Below are 23,693 nucleotides of genomic sequence, written 5' to 3'. Positions count from 1 at the left end.
GGCAGAAGGGACGCCGTTACCGGCCGGCAGTGGCTGGAAAGTGGCGTCCCTTCTACTTCCTGGCAGGGGTGGTGTGACGGCTCAGACCCCGCTGGAAAGCCCGTGCAGCAGTTCGCTCTGGGCGCAGCGGGGCTTGGCCCGGGCGTTCTTCTTGCGCGTGTAGGTGCCGCTGGAACCGTCCATCTCCCAGGCCTGCTGGTTGTCCACCAGATAGGGACGCAGGCCTTCGCTGATGACCCGCTTTTTCAGCTTCGGGTCCAGCACCGGGAAGCACAGCTCGATGCGGCGGAAGAAGTTGCGCTCCATCCAGTCGGCGGAGGAGAGATAGACGTTCTCGGCGCCGCCGGCGTGGAAGTAGAAGATGCGGTGGTGCTCCAGGAAGCGGCCGATGATGGAGCGCACCCGGATGTTCTCCGACAGCCCCGGCACCCCGGGGCGCAGGGCGCAGACGCCGCGCACCACGAGGTCGATCTTGACCCCGGCCTGGGAGGCTTCGTAGAGGGCCATGATGGTTTCCGGCTCCAGCAGGGAGTTCATCTTGGCGATGATGGTGGCGGGCAGGCCGGCCTTGGCGTTCTCCGTCTCCTGGCGGATGGCGGCGATGATGTTGGAGTGCAGGGTGAAGGGCGCCTGCCACAGGTGGTGCAGGGCCTGGGCCCGGCCCAGGCCGGTGAGCTGCTTGAAGACCTCGTTCACGTCGGCGCCCATTTCCTCGTCGGCGGTGAGCAGGCCGAAGTCGGTGTACAGGCGGGCGGTGCGCGGATGGTAGTTGCCGGTGCCCAGGTGCACGTAGCGGCGCAGGCGGCTCTGGCCGGACTTATCCTCCTCCCGGCGCACGATCATGATCATCTTGGCGTGGGTCTTGTGGCCGACCACGCCGTACACCACGTGGGCCCCCACCTCTTCCAGCTTGGTGGCCCAGTTGATGTTGGCCTCCTCGTCGAAGCGGGCCATCAGTTCCACCACGGCGGTCACTTCCTTGCCGTTCTCGGCGGCGCGGATGAGGGACTCCATCAGCACCGAGTCGGTGCCGGTGCGGTACACGGTCATCTTGATGGCCACCACCGCCGGGTCCGTGGCTGCCTGGTTGAGCAGGTCGATCACCGGGGTGAAGCTCTGGTAGGGGTGGTGCAGCAGGATGTCGTTCTTGCGGATGCTGGCGAAGATGCTGGTGCGCTTCTCCAGGGTCTTGGGCATGCCCGGGGGGAAGGGGGCGAACTTCAGGTCGGGCCGGTCCACCTGGTCGGGAATCTGCATCAGGCGCACCAGGTTCACCGGGCCGTTGACCCGGTACAGGTCGCTTTCCGAGAGGTTGAACTGGCCGAGGAGGAATTCGCTCATGGTGGGCGAGCAGTTGTCCGCCACCTCCAGGCGCACCGCGTCGCCGAAGTGGCGTTGCGGCAGTTCGCCCTGGATCTTGGTGCGCAGGTTCTTCACCTCTTCCTCGTCCACGAACAGGTCGGAATTGCGGGTGACGCGGAACTGGTAGCAGCCGAGCACGTTCATGCCGGCGAACAGCTCGCCGACGAAGGCATGGAGGATGGAGGAGAGGAAGACGAAGCTGTATTCGCCCTCGCTCAGTTCCTGGGGCAGGCGGATGACCCGGGGCAGCACCCGGGGCGCCTGGACGATGGCAGCGCCGGAGTTGCGGCCGAAGGCGTCGCGCCCCTCCAGTTCCACGGCGAAGTTGAGGCTCTTGTTGAGCACCCGGGGGAAGGGGTGGGAAGGGTCCAGGCCGATGGGGGTGAGCACCGGCATCACTTCGCGGAAGAAGTAGTCCCGCACCCATTCGCGCTGGGCGTCGGTCCAGCGGGTGCGGCGCAGGAACTGGATACCCTCCTTTTCCAGGGCCGGCAGCACGTCGGCGTTGAGCAGCTCGTACTGCTCGTGCATCAGGCGGTGGGCTTCGGCGGATACCTGGCGGTACACCTCCTGGGGCGTCTTGCCGTCGGTGGTGCGGGTGTTGGAGCCGAGCTTGAGCTGCTCCTTGAGGCCGGCGACCCGGATCTCGAAGAACTCGTCCAGGTTGGAGGAGACGATGCACAGGTAGCGCAGGCGCTCCAGCAGCGGCATGGAGACGTCCTGGGCCTGGGCGAAGACGCGGCGGTTGAAGGCCAGCAGGCCCAGTTCCCGGTTGATGAAATTTTCCGGGGGGAAGCGGCGGTAGATGTGGGATCGGTTCAGGTTCATGGCGGCGGTGGCGCGGGGCAGGGGAGTGGCGTGATTGCCGGATTACGGACAAACGCCATTTTGTTACGTTAATGTTAAGGGAATATGACCGCAAACGACCAGTATGCGCCCTTTCCCACGGTTGGTGCCGTGCGGGGCGCTCCGGGTCGCTGTCACGAGACGCCCACATTGCGGGTGCTAGAATGACGGCTCTCCGACAGAACAAGAGCCACTGAAAAGGCTGCCCGCTGCATGCGCTATGAATTGATTGCCGCCGTCGATCTGGGCTCCAACAGCTTCCGCCTGCAGGTCGGGCGGGTGGTGGACGACCAGATCTATCCCCTGGATTCCCTCAAGGAGCCGGTCCGGCTCGCTTCCGGCCTGTCCCCCGACAAATACCTCAACGAAGCCGCCCAGGATCGGGCCATCGCCGCCCTGCGCCTGTTCGGCGAGCGCCTGCGGGGTTTCGCCCCCGACGCCGTGCGGGTGGTGGCCACCAACACCCTGCGGGTGGCGAAGAACGCTCCCGAACTGCTGCCCCGGCTGGAGGAGGCCCTGGGCTTCCCCATCGAAATCATCGCCGGCCGCGAAGAGGCACGCCTGATCTACATCGGTGCCGCCCATTCCCTGCCGCCGGCGGAGCACAAGCGCCTGGTCTTCGACATCGGCGGCGGCTCCACCGAATTCATCATCGGCCGCGGCGCCGAGCCCCTGCTGCTGGAATCCCTGTACATGGGCTGCGTCAGCTACACGGTGCGCTTCTTCCCCGACGGCAAGGTGGACAAGAAGCGCCTGCGGGAAGCCGAAGTGGCGGCGGGCAAGGAAATCCAGACCATTGCCCACGACTACCAGCGCCTGGGCTGGAACGAGGCAGTCGGCTCCTCCGGCACGGCCCGGGCCATCGCCGACGTGCTGGAGCTGAACAACCTCAATCCGGGCGGCGTCGCCGGCATCACCCGGGAGGGCCTGCAGAAGCTGCGCGCCATCCTGCTCAAGGCCGGCTCCGCCGAGGCCATGCCCCTGGAAGGCCTGCGCAACGACCGCACGCCGGTGCTTTCCGGCGGCATCGCCATCATGGGCGCCATCTTCGAGACCCTGCAGCTGGAGCACATGACCTACGGTGACGGCGCCCTGCGCCTGGGGGTGCTCTACGACCTGCTGGGCCGCTTCCACCACCACGACATGCGCGACGCCACCGTGGCCAGCTTCATGCGCCGCTACCAGGTGGATCTGTGGCAGGCCCAGCGGGTGGAGCAGACCGCCGGGGAAATCTTCAGCCACCTGGATGCGGGCGGCTGCGGCGGCGACAGCACGGACCGGGACAATGCGGAGCATTTCCTGCGCTGGGCCGCCAAGCTGCACGAGATCGGCATTTCCATCGCCCACAACGGCTACCACAAGCACGGCGCCTACATCCTCACCTTCGCCGACATGCCCGGCTTCTCCAAGAAGGACCAGGCCCGCCTGGCCATGCTGGTGCTGGGGCACCGGGGCAAGCTGGACAAGGTGGCTGTGCTGCCCAAGGGCGACGTGAACTGGCTGCTGATCCTCTCCCTGCGCCTGGCCGTACTCTTCCACCGCTCCCGCAGCGACCAGGGGCGGCCGCCCTACAGCATCGCCATGGGCGACAAGGGCGCCACCCTGGAACTGCCGGCAGACTGGCTGGCCGCCAATCCCCTGACGGCGGCGGCCTTCGCCGAAGAAATCCAGGCCTGGCAGCGGGCCGGCCTGGAATTCCGCCTGAAGCGCCTCAACGCCGCCAAGGGCGGCGGCAGGCAGGCGGCCTGAAGCCATGAACGCGGGCGGCCTGGAAACGGTACAGGGCGACGCGGGCCCCATCGCCCGCATCAGCGGGGACTGGACCCTGGCCTCCCTGCCCCGTTCCCTGGCCGAGCTGGAAGATCGCCTGGCCGCCCTGGCCGCCGCCGGTGCCGGCTGGGACCTGACTGCCCTGGGGCGTCTCGACAGCCTGGGGGCGCTCCTCCTGTGGCGCGCCTGGGGCCGCCAGTGGCCGCCCGGCGTGGCCCTGGCAGCTGATCACCGGCGCGCCCTGGAACGGGTGGCGGCCCTGCCGCCGGCGGCTGCGGCCCTGCCGCCGGCCCGCCCCTTCGAAGCGGTGGAAGCCCTCGGCGTCTTCGTCCTCAAGTTCAGCCACAACCTGCTCGGCCTGGTGGCCCTGCTGGGCCAGCTGGTGCTGGACCTGGCCTACCTGCTGCGCCATCCCCGGGAACTGCCCTGGGTCGAGTACTCGGCCACCCTCTACAAGAGCGGCGCCAAGGCCCTGCCGGTGACGGCCCTGGTGGGCTTTCTCATCGGCGTGGTGATGAGCTACCTGTCGGCCCTGCAACTGAAGATGTTCGGCGCCGACATCTTCATCGTGAACATCCTGGGCATCAGCATCATCCGGGAACTGGGGCCGGTGCTGGTGGCGGTGCTGGTGGCGGGCCGTTCCGGCTCGGCCATGACGGCCCAGATCGGCGTCATGCGGGTCACCGAGGAAATCGACGCCCTGGCCACCATGGGCATCTCCCGCACCCAGCGCCTGGTGCTGCCGAAAATCGCCGCCCTCACCACCGCCTTGCCCCTGCTGGTGCTGTGGACCTCCGCCGCCGGCATCCTGGGCGGCATGGTCTCGGCCAACCTGCAGCTGGGGCTGTCCTACGGCTTCTTCCTCGACCAGCTGCCCAAGGCCGTGCCCCTGGCCAACCTGTGGATCGGCCTGGCCAAGGGCTGGGTCTTCGGCCTGCTCATTTCCCTGGTGGCCTGCCACTTCGGCCTCCACGTCAAACCCAACACCGAGAGCCTCTCGGCCCGCACCACCGCCGCCGTGGTCACCGCCATCACCATCGTCATCCTGGTGGATGCCCTGTTCGCCATCGCCACCCGCGAGATCGGGCTGCCCAAATGAGCCGGCCGGTCATCGAAGTCCATGGCCTGTGGAGCCGCTACGGCGACACGGTGATCCACCGGGAGCTGGACCTGGTGGTGGAGCAGGGCCAGATGGTGGGCCTGGTGGGCGGCTCCGGCAGCGGCAAGACCACCCTGCTGCGGGAGGTGGTGGGGCTGCTGCGACCGTGGAAGGGGCGGGTCCATCTCTTCGACTGCCCCCTCTATTCGGGGGACCCGGGCGTGGACCGGGCCCTGCGCCAGCGCTTCGGCATGCTGTTCCAGCAGGGCGCCCTGTATTCGGCCCTCTCCGTTTTCGACAACCTGGCCTTCCCGTTGCGGGAATTCGGCCTGGAGGACGAGAGCCTGATCCGGGACCTGGTGCACCTGAAGCTGGCCATGGTGGAACTGGACCCGCGCCACGGCCTGCTCAAGCCGGCGGAACTCTCCGGCGGCATGGTCAAGCGGGTGGCCCTGGCCCGGGCCCTGGCCCTGGAGCCGGAACTGCTGATCCTGGACGAGCCCACCGCCGGCCTGGATCCGGACCGCAGCGAAGGCTTCGTGCGCCTGATCCGGGAACTGCAGGCCGAGCTGGGCTTCACCGTGATCATGGTGACCCACGACCTGGCCACCCTGACCGGCCTGTCCACCCATATCGCCGTACTGGCCGACCAGCGCATCGTCGCCTTCGGCACGCCGGAGGAGGTGCGCCGGGTGGAGCATCCCTTCATTTCGAGTTTTTTCGGCGGCGCCGCCGCGGCCCCAGGCCCGGCCGCCCCCGCGCCCCTCTAGGCATCAGCAGGAGTCGTTTATGGAAAACCGCGCCCATGCCCTCGTTGCCGGACTGTTCACCCTGCTCCTGGCAGCGGCCGTCCTGTTCTCCGTGTGGTGGTTCGGCGGCAAGCACGACGTCACCCGGGACTACCTGGTGGTGACCCAGGGCAACGTCACCGGCCTCAACCTGCAGGCCCAGGTGCGCTACCGGGGCATCCGCGTCGGCCGGGTGGAGGATATCCGCCTGGACAAGAACCAGCCGGACGACATCCTCATCCGCATCAGCATCCTCGACGAGGTGCCGGTGACCCGCAGCACCGTGGCCCTGCTCAACTACCAGGGCGTCACCGGCCTGGCCCAGGTGCAGCTGGAGGAGCGGGGCGACGACGACCGTCCCCTGGCGGCCGGCGACGGCCTGCCGCGCATTCCCATGCAGCCTTCCCTGATCCAGGAGCTTTCCGATGCCGGCGCCGAGACCCTGCGCCAGGCGCGGGAACTGCTGACTTCCGCCAACCAGCTGGTGGGGGAGGAGAACCAGCGCCGGGTCGGCAACACCCTGGCCAACCTGGAAAGCATCTCCGCCGGCCTGAAACCCGCCGCCCAGGAGCTGGGGCCGACCCTGGTGCAGCTGCGCAAGGCCCTGGCCGACGACAACCTGAAACACCTCAGCAGCGCCCTCGAAGGCAGCGCCGGCACCGCCAGGGAAGCCAAGGAACTGGTGGCCAGCCTGCGCCGCCTGTCGGAGCGGCTGGAACAGTCCGGCGGCGGCGAATCCGGCGCCGGGCTGCTGTCGCCGCGCTGGGGCGACCTGGCCGGCGACATCGCCGCCAGCACGCGCCAGCTCAACCGGGTCCTGAACCAGGTGGAACGGGACCCCCAAAGCCTCATCTTCGGCGCCCCGGCCCCCGTGCCCGGCCCCGGGGAGCCCGGCTTCCTGCCCCATCCCGGGAGAAATCCATGACCTTCGCCACCACCGGGCGCCTCGCCGCCTGTTCCCTGCTGCTGACCCTGGCCGCCTGCGCCGGCGGCCGCGGCGCCCCGCCGGCCGCCACCTACGATTTCGGGCCGCGCCCGGCCGAGGCCGGCGTCGATGGCGCCGCCAGCGCCGTGGCCAGGCCCGTCAGCCTGGAGCTGCGCCTGGTCCCCTGGCTCGATACGCCGGCAGTGAATTACCGTCTGGCCTACGACGACGCCAGCCGCCTCATGGCCTACAGCCAGAGCCGCTGGGCGGCGCCGGCGGGGCAGTTGCTCAACCTGCGCCTGCGTCAGCAGCTGGGCGGCGGCAACGGCGGTTGCGCCCTGCGCCTGGAGGTGGATGAATTCACCCAGGTCTTCGACAGCCCGACCCAGAGCCGCGGCGTGTTGCAGGGCCGCATGACATTGTTCGACAAACAGCGCAAACTCATATTCGAGCGTCCGTTCAGCGTGGAGAAGCCCGCTCCTAGCCCCGATGCGCGGGGTGGGGTGGTTGCGCTGAGCCTGGCTGCCGATGCCTTCGGCCAGGAAATCGGACGTCGGCTGGCCGACCTGGAGCGGGAGGCCAGACTGGCTCCCTGCCGTTAGCAGTCCGGGGGCAGGGAGTTCATGAAAAATACCAACGCAAACACATAAGAGGGATATTCATGGCAGGTCATAACGACAACAGCAGCAACATCTACAAGCAGGGTCTGGAAAAGAATGCGGCTAACTATGTGCCGCTGTCGCCGCTAACCTTCATTGCCCGTTCCGCCTACATCTACCCGGACCGGGTGTCCGTGATCCACGGCCAGCGCCGCTATACCTGGCTGGAAACCTTCAACCGCGCCAGGCGCCTGGCCTCCGCCCTGGAAGCCCGGGGCATCAAGGAAGGCGACACCGTCGCCGTGATGCTCAACAACACGCCGGAAATGTACGAATGCCACTTCGGCGTGCCCGTCACCGGGGCCGTGCTCAACACCCTCAACACCCGTCTCGATCCCGAAGCCGTGGCCTTCATGCTGAACCACGGCGAGGCCAAGATCCTCATCACCGACAAGGAGTATTCCCACATCGTCGGGCCGGCCCTGGAAAAACTGGGCCGCAGCATCGTCGTCATCGATGTGAACGACAGCGAATACACCGGCCCCGGCGACCTGCTGGGAGAGAAGGACTACGAGGCCCTGCTGGCCGAAGGCACCCCGGACTACGAGTGGAAGGGCCCCCAGGACGAATGGGACGCCATCTCCCTCAACTACACCTCCGGCACCACCGGCAACCCCAAGGGCGTGGTCTATCACCACCGGGGCGCCTACCTCAACGCCATGTCCAACATCGTCTCCTGGGGCATGCCGCCCCACTCGGTGTACCTGTGGACCCTGCCCATGTTCCACTGCAACGGCTGGTGCTTCCCCTGGACCATGGCGGCCAATGCCGGCACCAACGTCTGTCTGCGCCGGGTCGATCCCAAGCTGATCCTGCAGTCCATCCGGGAAAACAAGGTGACCCACTACTGCGGCGCCCCCATCGTCCATTCCATGCTGGCCAATGCGCCGGCCGAATGGCGTGAAGGCATCAACCACGGCGTGTCCGGCCTCATCGCCGCCGCGCCGCCCCCCGCCGCCGTCATCGAAGGCATGGCCAAGATCGGCTTCAAGATTACCCACGTCTATGGCCTCACCGAGACCTATGGTCCCGCTTCCGTCTGCGCCCAGCAGCCCGAGTGGTTCGACCTGCCGGTGGGCGAGCAGGTGAACCTGAACGGCCGCCAGGGCGTGCGCTACCACGCCCAGGAAGCCATCACCGTGCTCGACCCGGCCACCATGGAGGCGGTGCCCTGGGATAACGAGACCATGGGCGAGATCATGTTCCGCGGCAACCTGGTGATGAAGGGCTACCTGAAGAACCCCAAGGCCACGGAAGAGTCCTTCGCCGGCGGTTACTACCACACCGGCGACCTGGCGGTGATGCAGGCCGACGGCTACGTGAAGATCAAGGACCGTTCCAAGGACGTGATCATCTCCGGCGGCGAGAACATCTCCTCCATCGAGGTGGAAGACACCCTCTACCGCCATCCGGCGGTGATGGCTGCGGCCGTGGTGGCCACCCCCGATCCCAAGTGGGGCGAGGTGCCGGCCGCCTTCATCGAACTGAAGGACGGCGTCAGCATCACCGAGGTGGAAATCATCGAGTTCTGCCGCGAGCACATGGCCCGCTTCAAGGTGCCGAAGAAGGTCATCTTCGGACCCCTGCCCAAGACTTCCACGGGCAAGATCCAGAAGTACGTGCTGCGGGAAATGGCCAAGTCCACCGCCGCCATCGAGTAAACCAGCCGCATCCATAACCAAGCCGGGGGCAGACAGCACAGCCTCCGGCTTTTTTCTGTAGGAGACAAAAAATGACAAACCAGGAACCCATCCTGCTGCGTGAAGACCGCCCCGACGGCCGTACCACCCTGGTGCTGAACCGTCCGGCCCAGTTCAATTCCCTCTCCAACGCCATGCTGGAAACCCTGCTGGCCGAACTGCAGAGCATCGCCGCCGACAAGACGGTCCGCGTCGTGGTGCTGCAGGGCGCCGGCAAGGCCTTCTGTGCCGGCCACGACCTCAAGGAGATGCGCAGCAACCACGACAAGGCCTTCATGCAGGCCCTGTTCAAGCTGTGTGCCAAGGTCATGCTGACCATCCAGGAAATGCCCCAGCCGGTGATTGCCCGCATCCACGGCATCGCCACCGCTGCCGGCTGCCAGCTGGTGTCCATGTGCGACCTGGCGGTGGCCGCCGACGTGGCCAAGTTCGCCGTTTCCGGCATCAACGTGGGCCTCTTCTGCTCCACCCCCGCCGTCGGCCTGGCGCGCAACATGGGGCGCAAGGAGGCCCTGGAAATGCTGCTCACCGGCGAGTTCATCAATGCCGGGGAAGCCCAGCGCCGGGGCCTGGTGAACCGGGTGGTGGCCCTGGGCGATCTGGACGAGGCGGTGGAGCACCTGGTGCAGTCCATCCTGGCCAAGAGCCCGGTGGCCGTGGCCACGGGCAAGCAGATGTTCTACAAGCAGCTGGAAATGGGCATCGAAGCCGCCTACCAGTATGCCGGCGAGGTCATGGCCTGCAACATGATGGCCGGCGATGCCGCCGAGGGCATCGACGCCTTCATCGAAAAGCGCAAGCCGGTCTGGCAGGCCGCCTGAACGGGCCCGACAGGGCCGGAAATGTCCTGCAGCCGGGACTTTCCCGGCCCTGCCGCGGTAGGATGCCCCATGGCCGGAGATTCGCCGGCCGGGGCCTGGCGCCGCACAGGCAGGGGAGAGAGTGAACGCCATGTCCGCAGGTGATAGGGTTGAGACGGCCTTCGTGCCGACCGCAAGGCACTGGCTGGTGGCCATCATCGGCTTCGTCCTGCTCCTGGCGGGCGGGCTCTACCGCAGCCACCAGGTGCTGTTCGGCGCCGCCCGGGAGACGGCGGAACAGCAGCTACAGGCGGTGGCGGCCCTCAAGTCCCAGGAAATCCAGCGCTGGATCGAGGATCGCCTGATCTTTCTCAGCCAGCCGCCGGGCAGCGTCATGTCCCAGCATTTCGCCCGCCTCCTGCAGCAACCGGGCGACGCCCGGGCCGCGGCCGGCCTGCGTCAGCGTTTCCGCTACCTGCAGCAGACCATTCCCGAAATCTCCGCCATCGGCCTGCATGACCTGGCCGGCCGCAGCTATCTGGCCGACCCGGCGGACGATCATCTGCGGGACGACACCCTGCACCAGGAAGCGGTGCAGGCCCTGTTGGAGAGCCGCAGGCCGCGCCTGGTGGACTTCCATCGCAAGGCCGGACGCGAGGGCGAGGTGGTCCTCGACCTGCTGGTGCCCCTCTTCGCCGAGGGGGAGACGGGGCGCCTCATCGGCTACGCCCTGTTCGAGATCGACCCGGCCAGGGTGCTCTATCCCATGGTCAGCCAGTGGCCCGTCCCCAGCGCCACCGGGGAAAGCCTGCTGGTGCGGCGGGACGGGGACGAGGTACTGTTTCTTTCTCCCCTGGGGCGGCAGGCCGGGGCTCCCCTCAAGCTGCGCCTGCCCCTGGACACGCCGGGGCTGATCTCGGGCATGGCCCTGCATGGCGTCGGCGAGGTGCTGGCGGGGCGGGATTACCGGGGCCTGGCGGTGCTGGGCGTGGTGCTGCCGGTGGGCCAGACCGACTGGCTGCTGGTGGCGAAAATGGACGACAGCGAAATCTATCGCGAGGCCCGGCGCAACTTCGCCTGGCTGACGGCGGCGGGCGTCGTGCTGATGGCCGTGCTGCTGCTGCTGGGGCGGGTCTTCAGCGCCGCCCTGCAGGCCCGGGAGCAGGAAGCCCGTTTCCGCCTGCTGGCAGAGAGCGGCAGCGACGTGGTGTGGCTGTACGAACTGGCTTCCCGCCGCTTCGCCTATGTCAGCCCCTCGGTGCAGGCCATGCGCGGCATCACCGTGGACGAGGCCCTGCAGCAGACCATGGCGGACCTGCTGACGCCGGAGTGCCACCAGCACCTGGACGGGGAGCTGGGGCGCTGGATCGCCGCCGTGGATACGGGCCAGGAGGCTGCCGCCTCACGCCACTACGAACTGGTGCAGCCGAGGAAGGACGGTTCCCTGATCCAGACCGAGGCGGTGATGACCCTGATCACCGATGCCCAGGGACGGGTCACCCACATCCAGGGCATTTCCCGGGACATCACAGAACGCAAGCGGGCCGAGGCCGAGCTGCACAAGTTCCTGCTGTCGGCGGAGCAGAGCCCGGTGAGCATCGTCATCACCAACCTGGCGGCAGAAATCGAATACGTGAACGAGGCCTTCGTGCGCACCGCCGGCTACAGCCGGGAGGAGGTGCTGGGGCAGAATCCGCGCATCCTGCAGTCCGGGCGCACGCCACGCTCCAGCTACGATGAGATGTGGCGCTGCCTGTCCCGGGGCGAGGGCTGGCGCGGCGAGTTGTTCAACCGGCGCAAGGATGGCAGCGAGTACCTGGAAGACGCCAGCATCAACCCCATCCGCCAGCCCGACGGCAGCATCACCCATTACCTGGCGGTGAAGGAGGACATCACCGAGCGCCGGGCCACCGAGGCGGCCCTGGCCGAGAGCGAGGACAAGTTCCGCACCATCTACGACACCATCGGCGATGCCATTTTCGTGCACGACGTCGCCAGCGGCAGCATCCTGGACGTCAATGGCGGCGCCTGCCGCATGTACGGCTACAGCCGGGAGGAGCTGCTGTCCCTGGATGTGCAGGGCATCACCGCCGACGACCCGGCTTTCCCGCCCCAGGCGGCCCGGGACTACATGCGGCGGGTGCGGGAGGAGGGGCCCCAGTCCTTCGAGTGGATGGCCCGGGGCAGTTCGGGGCGGCAGTTCTGGGTCCTGGTGAACCTGCAGATATTCCGTCTCTCCGGCGGCCAGCGGGTACTGGCCGTGGTGCGGGACATCGACGGGCGCAAGCGGGCGGAACAGGAACTGCAGCAGGCCCTGGCCGAGGCCAAGGCCCTCAACCAGCGGCTGGCCGAGGCCCAGAGCCAGCTGCTGCAGTCGGAGAAGATGGCCTCCATCGGCCAGCTGGCGGCCGGGGTGGCCCACGAGATGAACAACCCCATCGGCTTCGTCTATTCCAACCTGGGCACCCTGGACCACTACCTGCGGGAGATCTTCGCCATCATCGCCGCCTATGAGGCGGCGGACAGCGGTCCCTGCCGCGATTGCCGGCAGCTGGAAAGCGCCCGCCAGCTGAAGCAGGAGAAGGACTTCGATTTCCTCCGCAGCGACATCGTCCAGCTTCTGGCCGAGTCCCGGGACGGGCTGGAGCGGGTGGCCAAGATCGCCCGGGACCTGAAGGACTTCTCCCGGGCCGGCGAGGCCGAGAGCCAGTGGGCCGACCTGCACCAGGGCCTGGATTCCACCCTCAACATCGTCTGGAACGAGCTCAAGTACAAGTGCGCCGTGCACAAGGAATACGGCGAACTGCCCCTGGTGTGGTGCGAGCCGTCCCAGATCAACCAGGTCTTCATGAACCTGCTGGTCAATGCGGCCCAGGCCATTCCCAAGAAGGGCGACATCTGGCTGCGCACCGGCCGCCGCGGCGACGAGGTGTTCGTGGCCGTGAGCGACAGCGGCTGCGGCATCGCCCCGGAGTACCTGCACCGCCTGTTCGAGCCCTTTTTCACCACCAAGCCCGTGGGCAAGGGCACCGGCCTGGGCCTCTCCCTGGCCTACAGCATCGTGCAGAAGCATCAGGGCCGCCTGGAGGTGGAGAGCGAGCCGGGCCGGGGCAGCACCTTCACCGTCTGGCTGCCCATCGAGGCCAAGCCCAGGCCGGAGGAGGGGACCGAGGCTGCCAGCGCGCCCCGGTGATGGCATACTCCCGCCTCCATTAGCCGGATGGCCCCGGGCCGTCGTTTTCTCCCATGCCTTACCTGATCACCGTCAACCTGCTCTGGGCCTTTTCCTTCAGCCTCATCGGCGAATACCTGGCGGGGCGGGTGGACAGCGATTTCGCCGTGCTGGTGCGGGTGGCCATCGCCGCCCTGGTGTTCATTCCCTTCACCCGCTGGCGCGGCCTGCCCGGGCGCCTGGTGGCCGGGCTGTGGCTGGCCGGGGCCCTGCAGTTCGGTGTCACCTACCTCTGCCTCTACCGCAGCTTCACCGTGCTGACGGTGCCCGAGGTACTGCTGTTCACCGTGCTCACCCCCATCTACGTCACCATGCTCGACGACGCCCTGGCCCGGCGCTTCAATCCCTGGGCCCTGGTGGCCGCCCTGGTGGCGGTGGGGGGCGGGGTGGTGATCCGCTTCCAGCTGGTGGCGGGGGAATACCTGGCGGGCTTCCTGCTGCTGCAGCTGGCCAACGCCACCTTTGCCGCCGGGCAGGTGCTGTGCCGCCACCTGCTGGCCCGCTATCCGCTGCAGTTCCCCCTGTCCCGCTGTTTTGGCCATTTCTTCCTCGGCGCCCTGGTGCTGGCCCTGCCGTCCTTCCTCATCTTTGGCAATCCGGCCCGGCTGCCCACGACCGCCGTACAGTGGGGCGTGCTGCTGTGGATGGGCCTGTTCGCCACGGCCCTGGGCATGTTCTGGTGGGTCAAGGGCAGCACCCGGGTGGATGGCGGCACCCTGGCGGTGATGAACGAGCTGCACGTGCCCCTGGGGCTGGTGGTCAATCTGCTGATCTGGAACCGGGACGCGGACCTGCAACGCATCGCTCTGGGCGGCAGCGTCATCCTCGTCTCCCTCTGGTTGAACCGCTGGGGACGCGGCCGTTTTGCGGCGGCGGCAGCCTGATGGGGACTTCAAGTCAGATTGCGGTCCGCCGCCTTCCGCTATGATGGGCACCATGAGACTGCGCCAGCTTTCCCACAGCATCATCCTGCGCATCCTGCTCCTGGGGCTGGGGATCGTGGTCGTCGGCACGACGGCCCGCTATTTCATCCTCAGCCAGTTCCTGCGCGAGGATCTGGACAAGGTGGTGGCGTCCCAGCAGCAGGCCCTGGCCAGCTATGTGGCCCGGGACGTGGACAGCAAGCTGGTCGAGCGGCGCGACCTGCTGCAGCGCCTGGCGGCCAGCCTGCCGCGGCAGTTGCTGGGCCAGCCCCGGCAGTTGCGGGCCTGGCTGCAGGAGCGGCATGAACTGCATCCCCTGTTCAACCAGGGGCTGCTGCTGGTGGATTCCCGGGGTGCCATCCTGGCCGATTTCCCCGAGCGGCCCTTGCAGGCCAGGATCAACCTGGCGGATCGGGAATATGTGCAGGCCGCCCTGGCCGGCGAAGCCAGCCTGGGCCGGCCGGCGCCGGACTGGCTGGACCGGGAGCCGGTGCTGCCCATGGCGGCCCCGGTGCGGGACGAGCAGGGCCGGGTGCAGGCGGCCCTGGTGGGCCTGACGCCCCTGGCCACCCCGGGCTTCCTCAACCTGCTGCTGCAGAGCCGGATCGGCCGCAGCGGCGGCTTCCTCCTCATTTCTCCGCGGGACCGGGTCTTCGTCGCCGCCACCGAGCCGGAACTGGTGCTCAAGCCGACGCCGCCGGCCGGCGTCAATCCCCTGCACGACCGGGCCATGGCCGGCTACCGGGGCACCGGCATCACCGTCAACGCCAAGGGCGTGGAAGAGGCGGTGGCCATCGTCTCCGTGCCCAGCGCCGAGTGGTTCGTGGTGGCCCGCCTGCCCACCGCGGAAGCCTTCGAGCCGGTGACCCGGGTGCAGCAGTACATCCTGCGCAACAGCGTGGTGGTGTCCCTGGTCTTCCTGGTGCTGGCTTCCCTGGGCCTGGCCCACGTCTTCCGCCCCCTGCGGCGCACGGCGGAGCACGCCGACCGCATGACCCGCGGCGAGTGCCCCCTGGAACCCCTGCCGGTGCTGCGCAACGACGAGGTGGGCCATCTCACCGCCGCCTTCAACCGGCTCCTGCGCAAGCTCAGCGAGAGCCAGGCGGCCCTGGCCCAGGCGGCGCACCACGACGCCCTCACCGGCCTGCCCAACCGCATGCTGCTGGCCGACCGCCTGAGCCAGGCCCGGGTCCTGGCCCAGCGCAAGGGCAGCCGCATCGCCCTGCTGTTCCTCGACCTGGACGGCTTCAAGCCGATCAACGACAGCCTGGGTCACGAGGCCGGGGACGAGGTGCTGCGCCTGGTGGCCGGCCGCCTCAGCGGCTGCGTGCGGGCCAGCGACACCCTGGCCCGGGTCGGCGGCGACGAATTCGTCATCCTCATGGGCGATCTGGATAGCCAGGCGGAGCAGGCCGCGGCCCGGGTCGCCGCCAAGTGCATCGAAGCTCTGGCGGAGCCGTTCCCGGTCCAGGATCAGAGCTGCCGTCTCGGGGTTTCCATCGGTATCGCCCTGGGTGACGGCGAGAGCGCCGCCAATACCCTGTTGCTGCAGGCGGACCAGGCCATGTACCGGGCCAAGGAAAGCGGCCGCGGCCGCTACGTGATCGCCACCACCTGAAGCGGAGGGGCGGAAGAAAAAGGGCGCCGGCGGCGCCCTTTTTCAGTTCTGGGCCGGCAATTCCAGCTCGTGCAGGGCCAGGCGGCTGTGGTTGTGTTTGAGGTAGGCGAGAAAATCCATGCCGGAACAGTTGAGGCCCAGTTCCGGATGGCCCTGTTTCAGGGAGAAGAAGGAAATGTCCCGGCCCACGATCTCCAGGCCGCACTGGGAGGCGACCTCGATGATCTCCCGCAGGCGGGTGGAGAGGGGGTCGATGCTGGGGTCGCTGGGCATGATGATCCAGAAATCGACGCCGTGCCGGGCCACCAGGTCGGTCTTGCGCAGGGTCTGGCCGAGGGCGTCCTGGACTTCGTGCAGCTTGAGGCTGGCTGCCTGGGCGCCGTAGGTCTCGCCCAGGATGTGGGGGGAGCCGAAGTCGACATGCACCAGGTGGAAGTGGATATTGCTGTCGTAGCGGGCGGAGACTTCCAGCAGCCATTCCAGGGTGAACAGGAAATTCCCGAACTGTTCGACATCTTCGTGCAGCATAAGTCCCTCCTTGATGGCGACGGGAGACTCCCGGGAATGGCGCAGGGGCGGCCGGGAGCGGCGTCTGGCGTTGGGGCGGCCCTTATGTTGTTGTGCTGGCCGCCCGTTGCCTCAACTTTAACCATTGCCCGGCTCCCATGCCAGCTTTTCGGCCGGTGCAGAAGCAGGCGGTGAGCAGATAGCCGCCGGTGGGCGCCTCCCAGTCCAGCATTTCGCCGGCGCAGAAGAGGCCGGGCCGCTGCCGCAGCATGAGCTGCTCGTCCAGCTCCTCCAGGCGCACGCCGCCGGCGCTGCTGATGGCTTCGTCCAGGGGACGGGGAGCCACCAGCCGCAGGGGCAGGGCCTTGATGGCGGCGGTCAGGGCGGTCTCGTCCTGGAAGCGCTCCTTGTCCAGGCATTCCCGCAGCAGGCCCATCTTCACCCCCTTCAGGCCCAGGCGGCTTTGCAGGTGGCTGGAGAGGGAACGGGAGCCCCGGGGATGGCGCACCTCGGCCAGCACCCGCTCGGCGCTGTGGCCGGGCAGCAGGTCCAGGCTCAGGGTGGCGCTGCCGTCCCGCTCGATGAGGTCCCGCAGGGGGGCGGAGAGGGCGTAGATGAGGCCGCCTTCGACGCCGTCGGCACTGACCACGAATTCCCCCTGGCGGCGCCAGGCCCGGCCGTCGGGGCCGCTGCAGGCGGCCACCACCGGCTTCACCGGCTGGCCGGCGAAGTGCTCCCGGAAATGGGGGCTCCAGGCGGCGTCGAAGCCGCAGTTGGCCGGCCGCAGGGGCGCCACGGCGATGCCGGCCCGGGTCAGGGTGGGCACCCAGGCGCCGTCCGAGCCCAGCTTGGCCCAGCTGCCGCCGCCCAGGGCCAGCACCGTGGCGGCGGGCTTTACTTCAATTTCCCCTGCCGGCGTGGCAAAGCGCAGGGCGCCGTCGGCGCTCCAGCCGAGCCAGCGGTGCCGCACCTGGAAGGCGACGCCGTCCTGGCGCAGCCGGTGCAGCCAGGCCCGCAGCAGGGGCGCCGCCTTCATCTCGGTGGGGAAGACCCGGCCCGAGGTGCCGACGAAGGTGTCGACGCCCAGGCCGTGGATCCAGGCCCGCAGGGCCTCCGGGCCGAATTCCTGCAGCAGGGGCGCCAGCCGTTCCCGGGCGCTGCCGTAGCGTTCCTGGAAGGCGGCGAAGTCCTCGCTGTGGGTGATGTTCATGCCGCCCTTGCCGGCCATGAGGAACTTGCGTCCCACCGAGGGCATGGCCTCGTAGACGGTGACCTGGGCGCCGTCCCGGGCCAGCACTTCCGCCGCCATGAGCCCGGCCGGGCCGCCGCCGATGACGGCGACGTGGGGAGGAGGGGAGGGCATGGGGGTCATGGGCTGGACTCGGGCAGGAGCAAAAGAAGGCAAACCGGCCGCCATTCTAGGGCCGGCGCCGGGTCCGGGCAAAGCGCTTTGGTGGTCAGGGGCGGGGCGGCCTTGGTATAGTCGCGGGGTCATGCTTGCCTACCTCCTGCGTCGCCTCCTCTACGCCATCCCCATTCTCATCGGGGTGAACCTGCTCACCTTCGCCCTCTTCTTCGTCGTCAATACGCCGGACGACATGGCACGCATGCAGCTGGGCGTGAAACGGGTGACCCCGGAAGCCATCGCCAAGTGGAAGGCGGAGCGGGGCTACGATGCCCCCCTCTTCTGGAACGGCGAGGCCGCCGGCCTGGAAAAGGCGACCCGTACCATTTTCTTCACCAAGTCGGCCCGGCTCTTCGTCGGCGACTTCGGCGCGGCGGAGGACGGCCGCGACATCGCCACCGAAATCCGCACCCGCATGGGGCCCTCCCTGGCCATCGCCATCCCCACCTTCATCCTGGGCCTGCTGGTGACCGTTTCCCTGGCCCTGCTGCTGGCCTTTTTCCGCGCCACGGCCCTGGATTTCTGGGGCGTCGTCGCCTGCGTCGCCATGATGTCCATCTCCGGCCTGTTCTACATCATCGGCGGCCAGTGGCTCATCTCCAAGGTGTGGCGGCTGGTGCCCATCTCCGGTTACGTGGAGGGCCTGGACGCCTGGAAATTCCTGCTCCTGCCGGTGGCCATCGGCGTCGTCGCCGGCATCGGCAGCAGCGCCCGCTGGTACCGCACCATCTTCCTCGAGGAAATGGGCAAGGACTACGTGCGCACCGCCCGGGCCAAGGGCCTCTCGGAAAGCGTCGTGATGTTCCGCCACGTGCTGCGCAACGCCATGATCCCCATCCTCACCGGGGTGGTGGTGGTGATTCCCCTGCTCTTCATGGGCTCCCTGCTCACCGAATCCTTCTTCGGCATTCCCGGCCTGGGCAGCTACACCATCGACGCCATCAACGCCCAGGACTTCGCCGTGGTCCGCTCCATGGTCTTCATCGGCTCCGTGCTGTACATCGCCGGCCTGATCCTGACCGACATTTCCTACACCCTGGTGGACCCGCGGATTCGCTTCGACTGACATGGCCTTCCTTCCCGTCTTCCTCTGGTCCGACCTGGTCATCTGGCTGCTGGTGGCGGCCCTGGGCCTGCTGGCCTGGGGCGTGGCCCGCACGCCGCCCCTGGGCGCCGCCTGGGGCCGGGTGCTGCACAGCCGTACCGGCATGGCCTCTCTGGCAGTACTGGCGCTGTTCGTGGCGGTGGGGTTGCTGGACTCCGCCCATTACCGGCCCCGCCTGGCCGATGCCCCGCAGAACGGCCAGGGTAGCGGCGCCGGGGCGGCACCGGCCTACGGGGTCGAAGTCCTCTCGCTCCTGGACGCCCTCCTGACGCCCCTGCGCACCCAGGTGGAAAAGACCTATTCGGCGCCCCTGGCCACCCGGGCCTACGCCAAGGAAATGCAGGAAGTCCGCCAGCCCGACGGCAGCCTGGTGCAGCAGCGGGACTTTCCCCGCCTCAAGTTCGGCGGCGCCCACCTGGGGTCGGAGGAATCCGCCTGGGCCGGCGACGTGGCCCGGCGCCTGCTGCAGGGGTACGGTCTGGCGATCCTGCTGTGGGCGGCCCTGGCGATTTTTCTCGCCGGCCGTCTGGCCCGGCGCCGGCAGTGTTCCTTCCGGCAGTCCTGGCGGGAACTGTGGCGGCGGCCGCCCACCAGCACGGCGCCGGCCTGGGATGCCCTGCTGCTGACCCTGGCCGGGCTCTTCCTGCTGCTCACGCCCCTGCTGGCCCTGGCGCCGGAATACCATGTGCTGGGCACCGACAAGGTGGGCCAGGACGTGCTCTACCAGATCCTCAAGAGCATCCGCACCGCCCTGGTCATCGGCCTCGTCACCACCCTGGTGACCCTGCCGGTGGGGGTGTTGCTGGGCATCGCCGCCGGCTATTTCCGCGGCTGGGTGGACGACCTGATCCAGTATCTCTACACCACCTTGAGTTCCATTCCCGGGGTGCTGCTCATCGCCGCCGCCGTGCTGATGATGCAGGTGGTGATCGACACCCATCCGGAGTGGTTCGCCACCGCCGCCGAGCGGGCCGACCTGCGCCTCTTGGCCCTCTGCTTCATCCTCGGCATGACCAGCTGGACCGGCCTGGCCCGCCTGCTGCGGGGCGAGACCCTGAAGCTGTCCCAGCTCGAATACATCCAGGCGGCCCAGGCCTTCGGCGTTTCCTCCTGGCGCATCCTGCTGCGTCACATCCTGCCCAACGTCATGCACATCGTGCTGATCGCCCTGGTCATGGATTTCTCCGGGCTGGTGCTGGCCGAGGCCGTGCTCTCCTACGTCGGCATCGGCGTGGACCCGACCATGATCAGCTTCGGCACCATGATCAACAACGCCCGCATGGAACTGGCCCGGGAGCCCATGGTGTGGTGGTCCCTGGCCGCCGCCTTCGTTTTCATGTTCATCCTGGTCCTGGCCGCCAACCTCTTCGCCGACGTGGTGCGGGACGCTTTCGATCCGAGGGCCGCCTGATGTCCGACCTGCTTTCCGTCCGCAACCTCAAGGCCGGCTTCCTCGCCGGCGGCCGGGTGCTCACCGCCGTGGACGGCGTCTCCTTCGCCGTGGCCCCCGGTGAGACCTTCGCCCTGCTCGGCGAATCCGGTTGCGGCAAGTCCGCCACCGCCCTGGCCCTGTTGCGCCTGCTGCCCAACGCCGGGCGCATCCAGGGCGGCGAGGTGTGGCTGGAAGGGGAGGAGATTCTCGCCCTGCCCGAAGCGGCCATGCGCGACCGCCGCGGCAGCGCCGCCGCCATGATCTTCCAGGAACCGGCCACCAGCCTCAATCCGGTGCTGACCATCGGCCGCCAGATCGGCGAATCCCTGGAACGGCATCGGGGCATGAAGGGCGAGGCGGCCCGCCGGGAAGCGCTGGCCCTGCTCACCGCCGTCGGCATCGCCGACCCGGAGCGGCGGCTGGAGGAATATCCCTTCCAGCTATCCGGCGGCATGAAGCAGCGGGCCATGATCGCCATCGCCCTGGCCGGGGAGCCGCGGCTGCTCATCGCCGACGAGCCGACCACGGCCCTGGACGTGACCATCCAGGCCCAGATTCTCGACCTGCTGGCCAGGCTGCAGGCGGAACGGGCCATGGGCATGCTGCTCATCACCCACGACCTGGGGGTGGTGGCCCGCAGCGCCCACCGGGTCGGCGTCATGTACGCCGGCGAAATCGTCGAGACGGCGCCCCGGCAGGAGTTCTTCACCAGCCCGCGCCACCCCTATACGCAAAAGCTCTTCGCTGCCCTGCCGGACCTGGGCCAGCGGGGCGCCCAGCTGGCCACCATTCCCGGCCAGGTGCCGGGCCTGGCCGCCATGCCCGCCGGCTGCCGCTTCGCCCCCCGCTGCCCGGTGGCCATGGACCGCTGCCGGCTGGAAAGCCCGGGCTGGACCGAGCTGGAGGCGGGGCACCAAGTGCGCTGCCATTGGGTGGCCCAGCAGCTGCCGGGCGGCGAGCAGCGCCTGCCGGACCTGCCTGCCGCGCCACCGACTGCTGCCGCTGCCGCCGACGCCGCCCGGGAAAACCTGCTGGCCGTGGGCGAACTGAAGGTCCATTTCCCCATCCGCAAGGGCCTCTTCAAGCGCACCGTGGGCCACGTCAAGGCGGTGGACGGGGTGTCCCTGGAATTGCAGCGGGGCCGCACCCTGGCCCTGGTGGGCGAATCCGGCTGCGGCAAGACCACCGCCGGCAAGGCCGTGCTGCGCCTGCTGCCGGCCAGCGGCTCGGTGCGGCTCGATGGCCGGGAACTGCTGGCTCTGCCGGAGCGGGAACTGAAGCCCCTGCGCCGGCGCATGCAGATGGTGTTCCAGGATCCCTTCGCCTCCCTCAACCCCCGCCTCACCGTGGGGGAGATCATCGAGGAAGGCATGACCGCCCTGCGGGTGGCCGCCAGCCGGGACGAACGGCGGGCGGCCCTGGCCGCCCTGCTGGAATCGGTGGGCCTGCCGGCGGAGGCCCTGGGCCGCTATCCCCACGAATTTTCCGGCGGCCAGCGCCAGCGCATCGCCATCGCCCGGGCCCTGGCGGTGCAGCCGGAGCTGCTGGTGTGCGACGAGCCCACCTCGGCCCTGGACGTTTCCGTGCAGGCCCAGATTCTCAACCTGCTGCGCCGCCTGCAGGAGGAACTGGGGCTGGCCTATCTTTTCATCACCCACAACTTCGCCGTGGTGGAATACCTGGCCCACGACGTGGCGGTGATGTACCTGGGCCGCATCGTCGAGCAGGGGCCGGTGCAGCAGGTGCTGGCGGCTCCCTGCCATCCCTATACCCGGGCCCTGCTCTCGGCCGTGCCCGAGCCCCGTCTGGCGGGTCAGCGGGAAATGGTGCGCCTGCCCGGCGAAACGCCGTCCCCGGCGCGGCCGCCCCAGGGCTGCCATTTCCATCCCCGCTGCGCCCAGGCCAGCGAGCGCTGCCGCCAGGAATACCCGGCCCCCAGCACCCAGGCCGGCGGCGTGGTGGTGCGCTGCCACCTCTATCCGGCGGACTAGCCGCAAAACAAGCACCCCGGCAAGGCAGAAGGGACGCCATTCTCCACCGTGCCATGGTGGAAAGTGGCGTCCCTTCTGCCTTTGGGGCCTGGGTGTTTTCCGGGTTCCTCAGCCGTCTCCCAGGCGCCGCAGGGAGAGGGCGATGCCCAGCACCACCGCCACGCAGGCCAGCAGGGTGGCCACCACTCCCGGCCAGCCGCCGTGGATCCAGGGCCAGCCCGTGGCGCTGCCGATGACGCTGCCGCCCAGGTAGTAGCTGGACAGGTACAGGGCCGATACCAGCCCCCGCCGCGGCCCGGCCCGGCGTCCCACCCAGCCGCTGGCCACCGCATGCACGGCGAAATAGCCGAAGGTGAACACGGCCAGGCCGAGGATGATCAGGGGCAGGGCGGCGGCCAGGGTGAGGCCGATGCCGGCGGCCATGGTCAGGCTCATCAGCAGCACGATGCGGCTGCGTCCGATGCGGTCCGCCAGGTGGCCGGCCAGGGCCGAGGAGGCGCTGCCCACGGCGTAGAGCAGGAAGATGGCGCCGATGGCCGCCGGGCCCAGGCCGTAGGGCGGCAGGCTGAGGCGGAAGCCCAGGTAGTTGTAGATGCCGACGAAGCTGCCCATGATGAGGAAGGCGGTGACGAACAGCCAGGGCAGGCCCGGGTCGGCGTAGATGCGGCCCACGTCCGCCAGCAGCAGGCGGGGCTCCAGGGAGCGGGGCCTGAAGTGCCGGGCCGGCGGCAGCAGGCGCCAGAAGGCGAAGGCCGCCAATAGCCCCAGCAGGCCCAGGGCTCCCAGGCCGTGGCGCCAGTCCCACCAGCCCGTCACCAGGGCCGAGAGAAAGCGCCCGGACATGCCGCCCAGGGCGTTGGCGGCGATGTAGAGGCCCATGGCCCGGCCCCGGGCGTTGGGGGCGATCTCTTCCCCCAGGTAGGCCATGGCGGCGGCGGGCACCCCGGCGATGCAGGCGCCCAGCAGGGCCCGGCACAGCACCAGCAGGTGGAAGTCCGGCATGAAGGCAGAGGCGCAGGCGAACAGGGCGGCCCCCAGCAGCCCCAGGCGCATCAGCCGCTCCCGGCCATAGCGGTCGGCGATGAGGCTCAAGGGGATGAGCAGCAGGGCCATGGAAAGGGTGCCGGCGGCGACGCTGAAACTGGCGCTGGCCGGAGAGATGCCGAACTCGTGGGTGAGCTGGGGCAGCACCGGCTGGGTGCCGTAGAGTAGGGCGAAGCAGGTGAAGCCGCCGGTGGCCAGGGCCAGGTTGGCGCGACGGAAGGCGGGGGTGCCGGCTTGCAGCCCTCCGCTATCGGCGGCTGCAGCGGTGGAAGACGTGGGGGTCATGGTCAGCGAGTGGAAGCCGGGTTCCGGGGCGGCCCGGCGCCGGCAGGGACGGCGGCGAAGGCTTGAATTCTACGCCCCGCCGCAGCCCCGCCGGAGCGGGGATATCCGTACTTGAAGCGCTGGAGATGACGGTGTAGGGCTGCACCTGCAGGTGGCGGCAGCTTAGGCGCGCCACAACGGAGCCGTCGGGGGGCGGGGGCGG

17 protein-coding genes are annotated in these 23,693 nt (G+C 68.8%); 13 read left to right on the top strand and 4 right to left on the bottom strand.

The window, feature by feature from the left end; genetic code table 11:
• Positions 1-81 precede the first annotated feature (81 nt).
• Positions 82-2,190, bottom strand: coding sequence for a polyphosphate kinase 1 (ppk1, locus tag EV678_RS04285; protein WP_130458623.1), 2,109 nt, complete (start codon positions 2,188-2,190; stop codon positions 82-84).
• 231 nt (positions 2,191-2,421) lie between these two features.
• Here ppk1 and ppx point away from each other — a divergent pair, with 231 nt between their 5' ends.
• From ppx to EV678_RS04235, 10 genes are all read left to right on the top strand, one after another.
• Positions 2,422-3,957 (top strand): exopolyphosphatase, encoded by a 1,536-nt coding sequence (gene ppx, locus EV678_RS04280; protein WP_130458622.1) that lies wholly within the window; start codon positions 2,422-2,424, stop codon positions 3,955-3,957.
• A 4-nt stretch (positions 3,958-3,961) separates the two neighbouring features.
• Positions 3,962-5,077 (top strand): MlaE family ABC transporter permease, encoded by a 1,116-nt coding sequence (locus tag EV678_RS04275; protein ID WP_130458621.1) that lies wholly within the window; start codon positions 3,962-3,964, stop codon positions 5,075-5,077.
• Complete coding sequence (locus tag EV678_RS04270) at positions 5,074-5,847, top strand: ABC transporter ATP-binding protein (protein WP_130458620.1); 774 nt, start codon at positions 5,074-5,076, stop codon at positions 5,845-5,847. The genes EV678_RS04275 and EV678_RS04270 overlap by 4 nt, the downstream gene beginning before the upstream one ends.
• A gap of 19 nt (positions 5,848-5,866) precedes the next feature.
• Entirely contained in the window at positions 5,867-6,790 is a 924-nt protein-coding gene (locus tag EV678_RS04265) for an MlaD family protein (protein WP_130458619.1), read from the top strand.
• Complete coding sequence (locus EV678_RS04260; RefSeq protein ID WP_130458618.1) at positions 6,787-7,392, top strand: ABC-type transport auxiliary lipoprotein family protein; 606 nt, start codon at positions 6,787-6,789, stop codon at positions 7,390-7,392. The genes EV678_RS04265 and EV678_RS04260 overlap by 4 nt, the downstream gene beginning before the upstream one ends.
• Positions 7,393-7,451: 59 nt before the next feature.
• A complete protein-coding gene (locus EV678_RS04255; protein ID WP_130458617.1) occupies positions 7,452-9,110 on the top strand; it encodes an acyl-CoA synthetase in 1,659 nt (552 codons plus the stop codon).
• Positions 9,111-9,181: 71 nt separating this feature from the next.
• Positions 9,182-9,970, top strand: a complete 789-nt coding sequence (locus EV678_RS04250; RefSeq protein WP_130458616.1) for an enoyl-CoA hydratase — start codon at positions 9,182-9,184, stop codon at positions 9,968-9,970.
• 163 nt (positions 9,971-10,133) lie between these two features.
• Complete coding sequence (locus EV678_RS04245; protein WP_130458615.1) at positions 10,134-13,142, top strand: PAS domain S-box protein; 3,009 nt, start codon at positions 10,134-10,136, stop codon at positions 13,140-13,142.
• 53 nt (positions 13,143-13,195) lie between these two features.
• Positions 13,196-14,065 carry an EamA family transporter gene (locus tag EV678_RS04240; RefSeq protein WP_130458614.1) on the top strand — a complete coding sequence of 290 codons (870 nt, stop codon included), beginning with the start codon at positions 13,196-13,198 and terminating at the stop codon, positions 14,063-14,065.
• Positions 14,066-14,117: 52 nt separating this feature from the next.
• The gene (locus EV678_RS04235) at positions 14,118-15,722 is read left to right on the top strand and encodes a sensor domain-containing diguanylate cyclase (RefSeq protein ID WP_043799383.1); all 1,605 of its coding nucleotides are present in this window, start codon (positions 14,118-14,120) and stop codon (positions 15,720-15,722) included.
• 42 nt (positions 15,723-15,764) lie between these two features.
• Here EV678_RS04235 and EV678_RS04230 read toward each other — a convergent pair whose 3' ends face one another.
• Together EV678_RS04230 and EV678_RS04225 are read right to left on the bottom strand one after the other, a co-directional pair.
• Positions 15,765-16,250, bottom strand: coding sequence for a nucleotidyl cyclase domain-containing protein (locus EV678_RS04230; RefSeq protein ID WP_014237823.1), 486 nt, complete (start codon positions 16,248-16,250; stop codon positions 15,765-15,767).
• Between the two features lie 82 nt (positions 16,251-16,332).
• Positions 16,333-17,601, bottom strand: a complete 1,269-nt coding sequence (locus EV678_RS04225) for a TIGR03862 family flavoprotein (RefSeq protein WP_130458613.1) — start codon at positions 17,599-17,601, stop codon at positions 16,333-16,335.
• Positions 17,602-17,722: 121 nt separating this feature from the next.
• On the opposite strand from EV678_RS04225, the gene EV678_RS04220 reads away from it, so the two are divergent.
• The 3 genes from EV678_RS04220 to EV678_RS04210 are packed head-to-tail and all read left to right on the top strand — an operon-like array spanning position 17,723 to position 22,162.
• The gene (locus tag EV678_RS04220) at positions 17,723-18,700 is read left to right on the top strand and encodes an ABC transporter permease (protein WP_130458612.1); all 978 of its coding nucleotides are present in this window, start codon (positions 17,723-17,725) and stop codon (positions 18,698-18,700) included.
• A gap of 1 nt (position 18,701) precedes the next feature.
• Positions 18,702-20,150: an ABC transporter permease gene (locus EV678_RS04215; RefSeq protein WP_130458611.1), complete on the top strand. Its 1,449-nt coding sequence runs from the start codon at positions 18,702-18,704 to the stop codon at positions 20,148-20,150.
• A complete protein-coding gene (locus EV678_RS04210) occupies positions 20,150-22,162 on the top strand; it encodes an ABC transporter ATP-binding protein (protein ID WP_130458610.1) in 2,013 nt (670 codons plus the stop codon). The genes EV678_RS04215 and EV678_RS04210 overlap by 1 nt, the downstream gene beginning before the upstream one ends.
• A 108-nt stretch (positions 22,163-22,270) precedes the next feature.
• Here the strand turns inward: EV678_RS04210 and EV678_RS04205 are convergent, their stop codons facing one another.
• Positions 22,271-23,491, bottom strand: a complete 1,221-nt coding sequence (locus tag EV678_RS04205; RefSeq protein ID WP_207222165.1) for an MFS transporter — start codon at positions 23,489-23,491, stop codon at positions 22,271-22,273.
• Positions 23,492-23,693: the final 202 nt, after the last annotated feature.

Origin of the sequence: Azospira oryzae, from assembly GCF_004217225.1 — a bacterium.
Lineage (GTDB): Bacteria > Pseudomonadota > Gammaproteobacteria > Burkholderiales > Rhodocyclaceae > Azospira > Azospira oryzae.
Note: the sequence above shows the minus strand (reverse complement) of the source record. Positions and strands in the feature narration are given on the sequence as shown.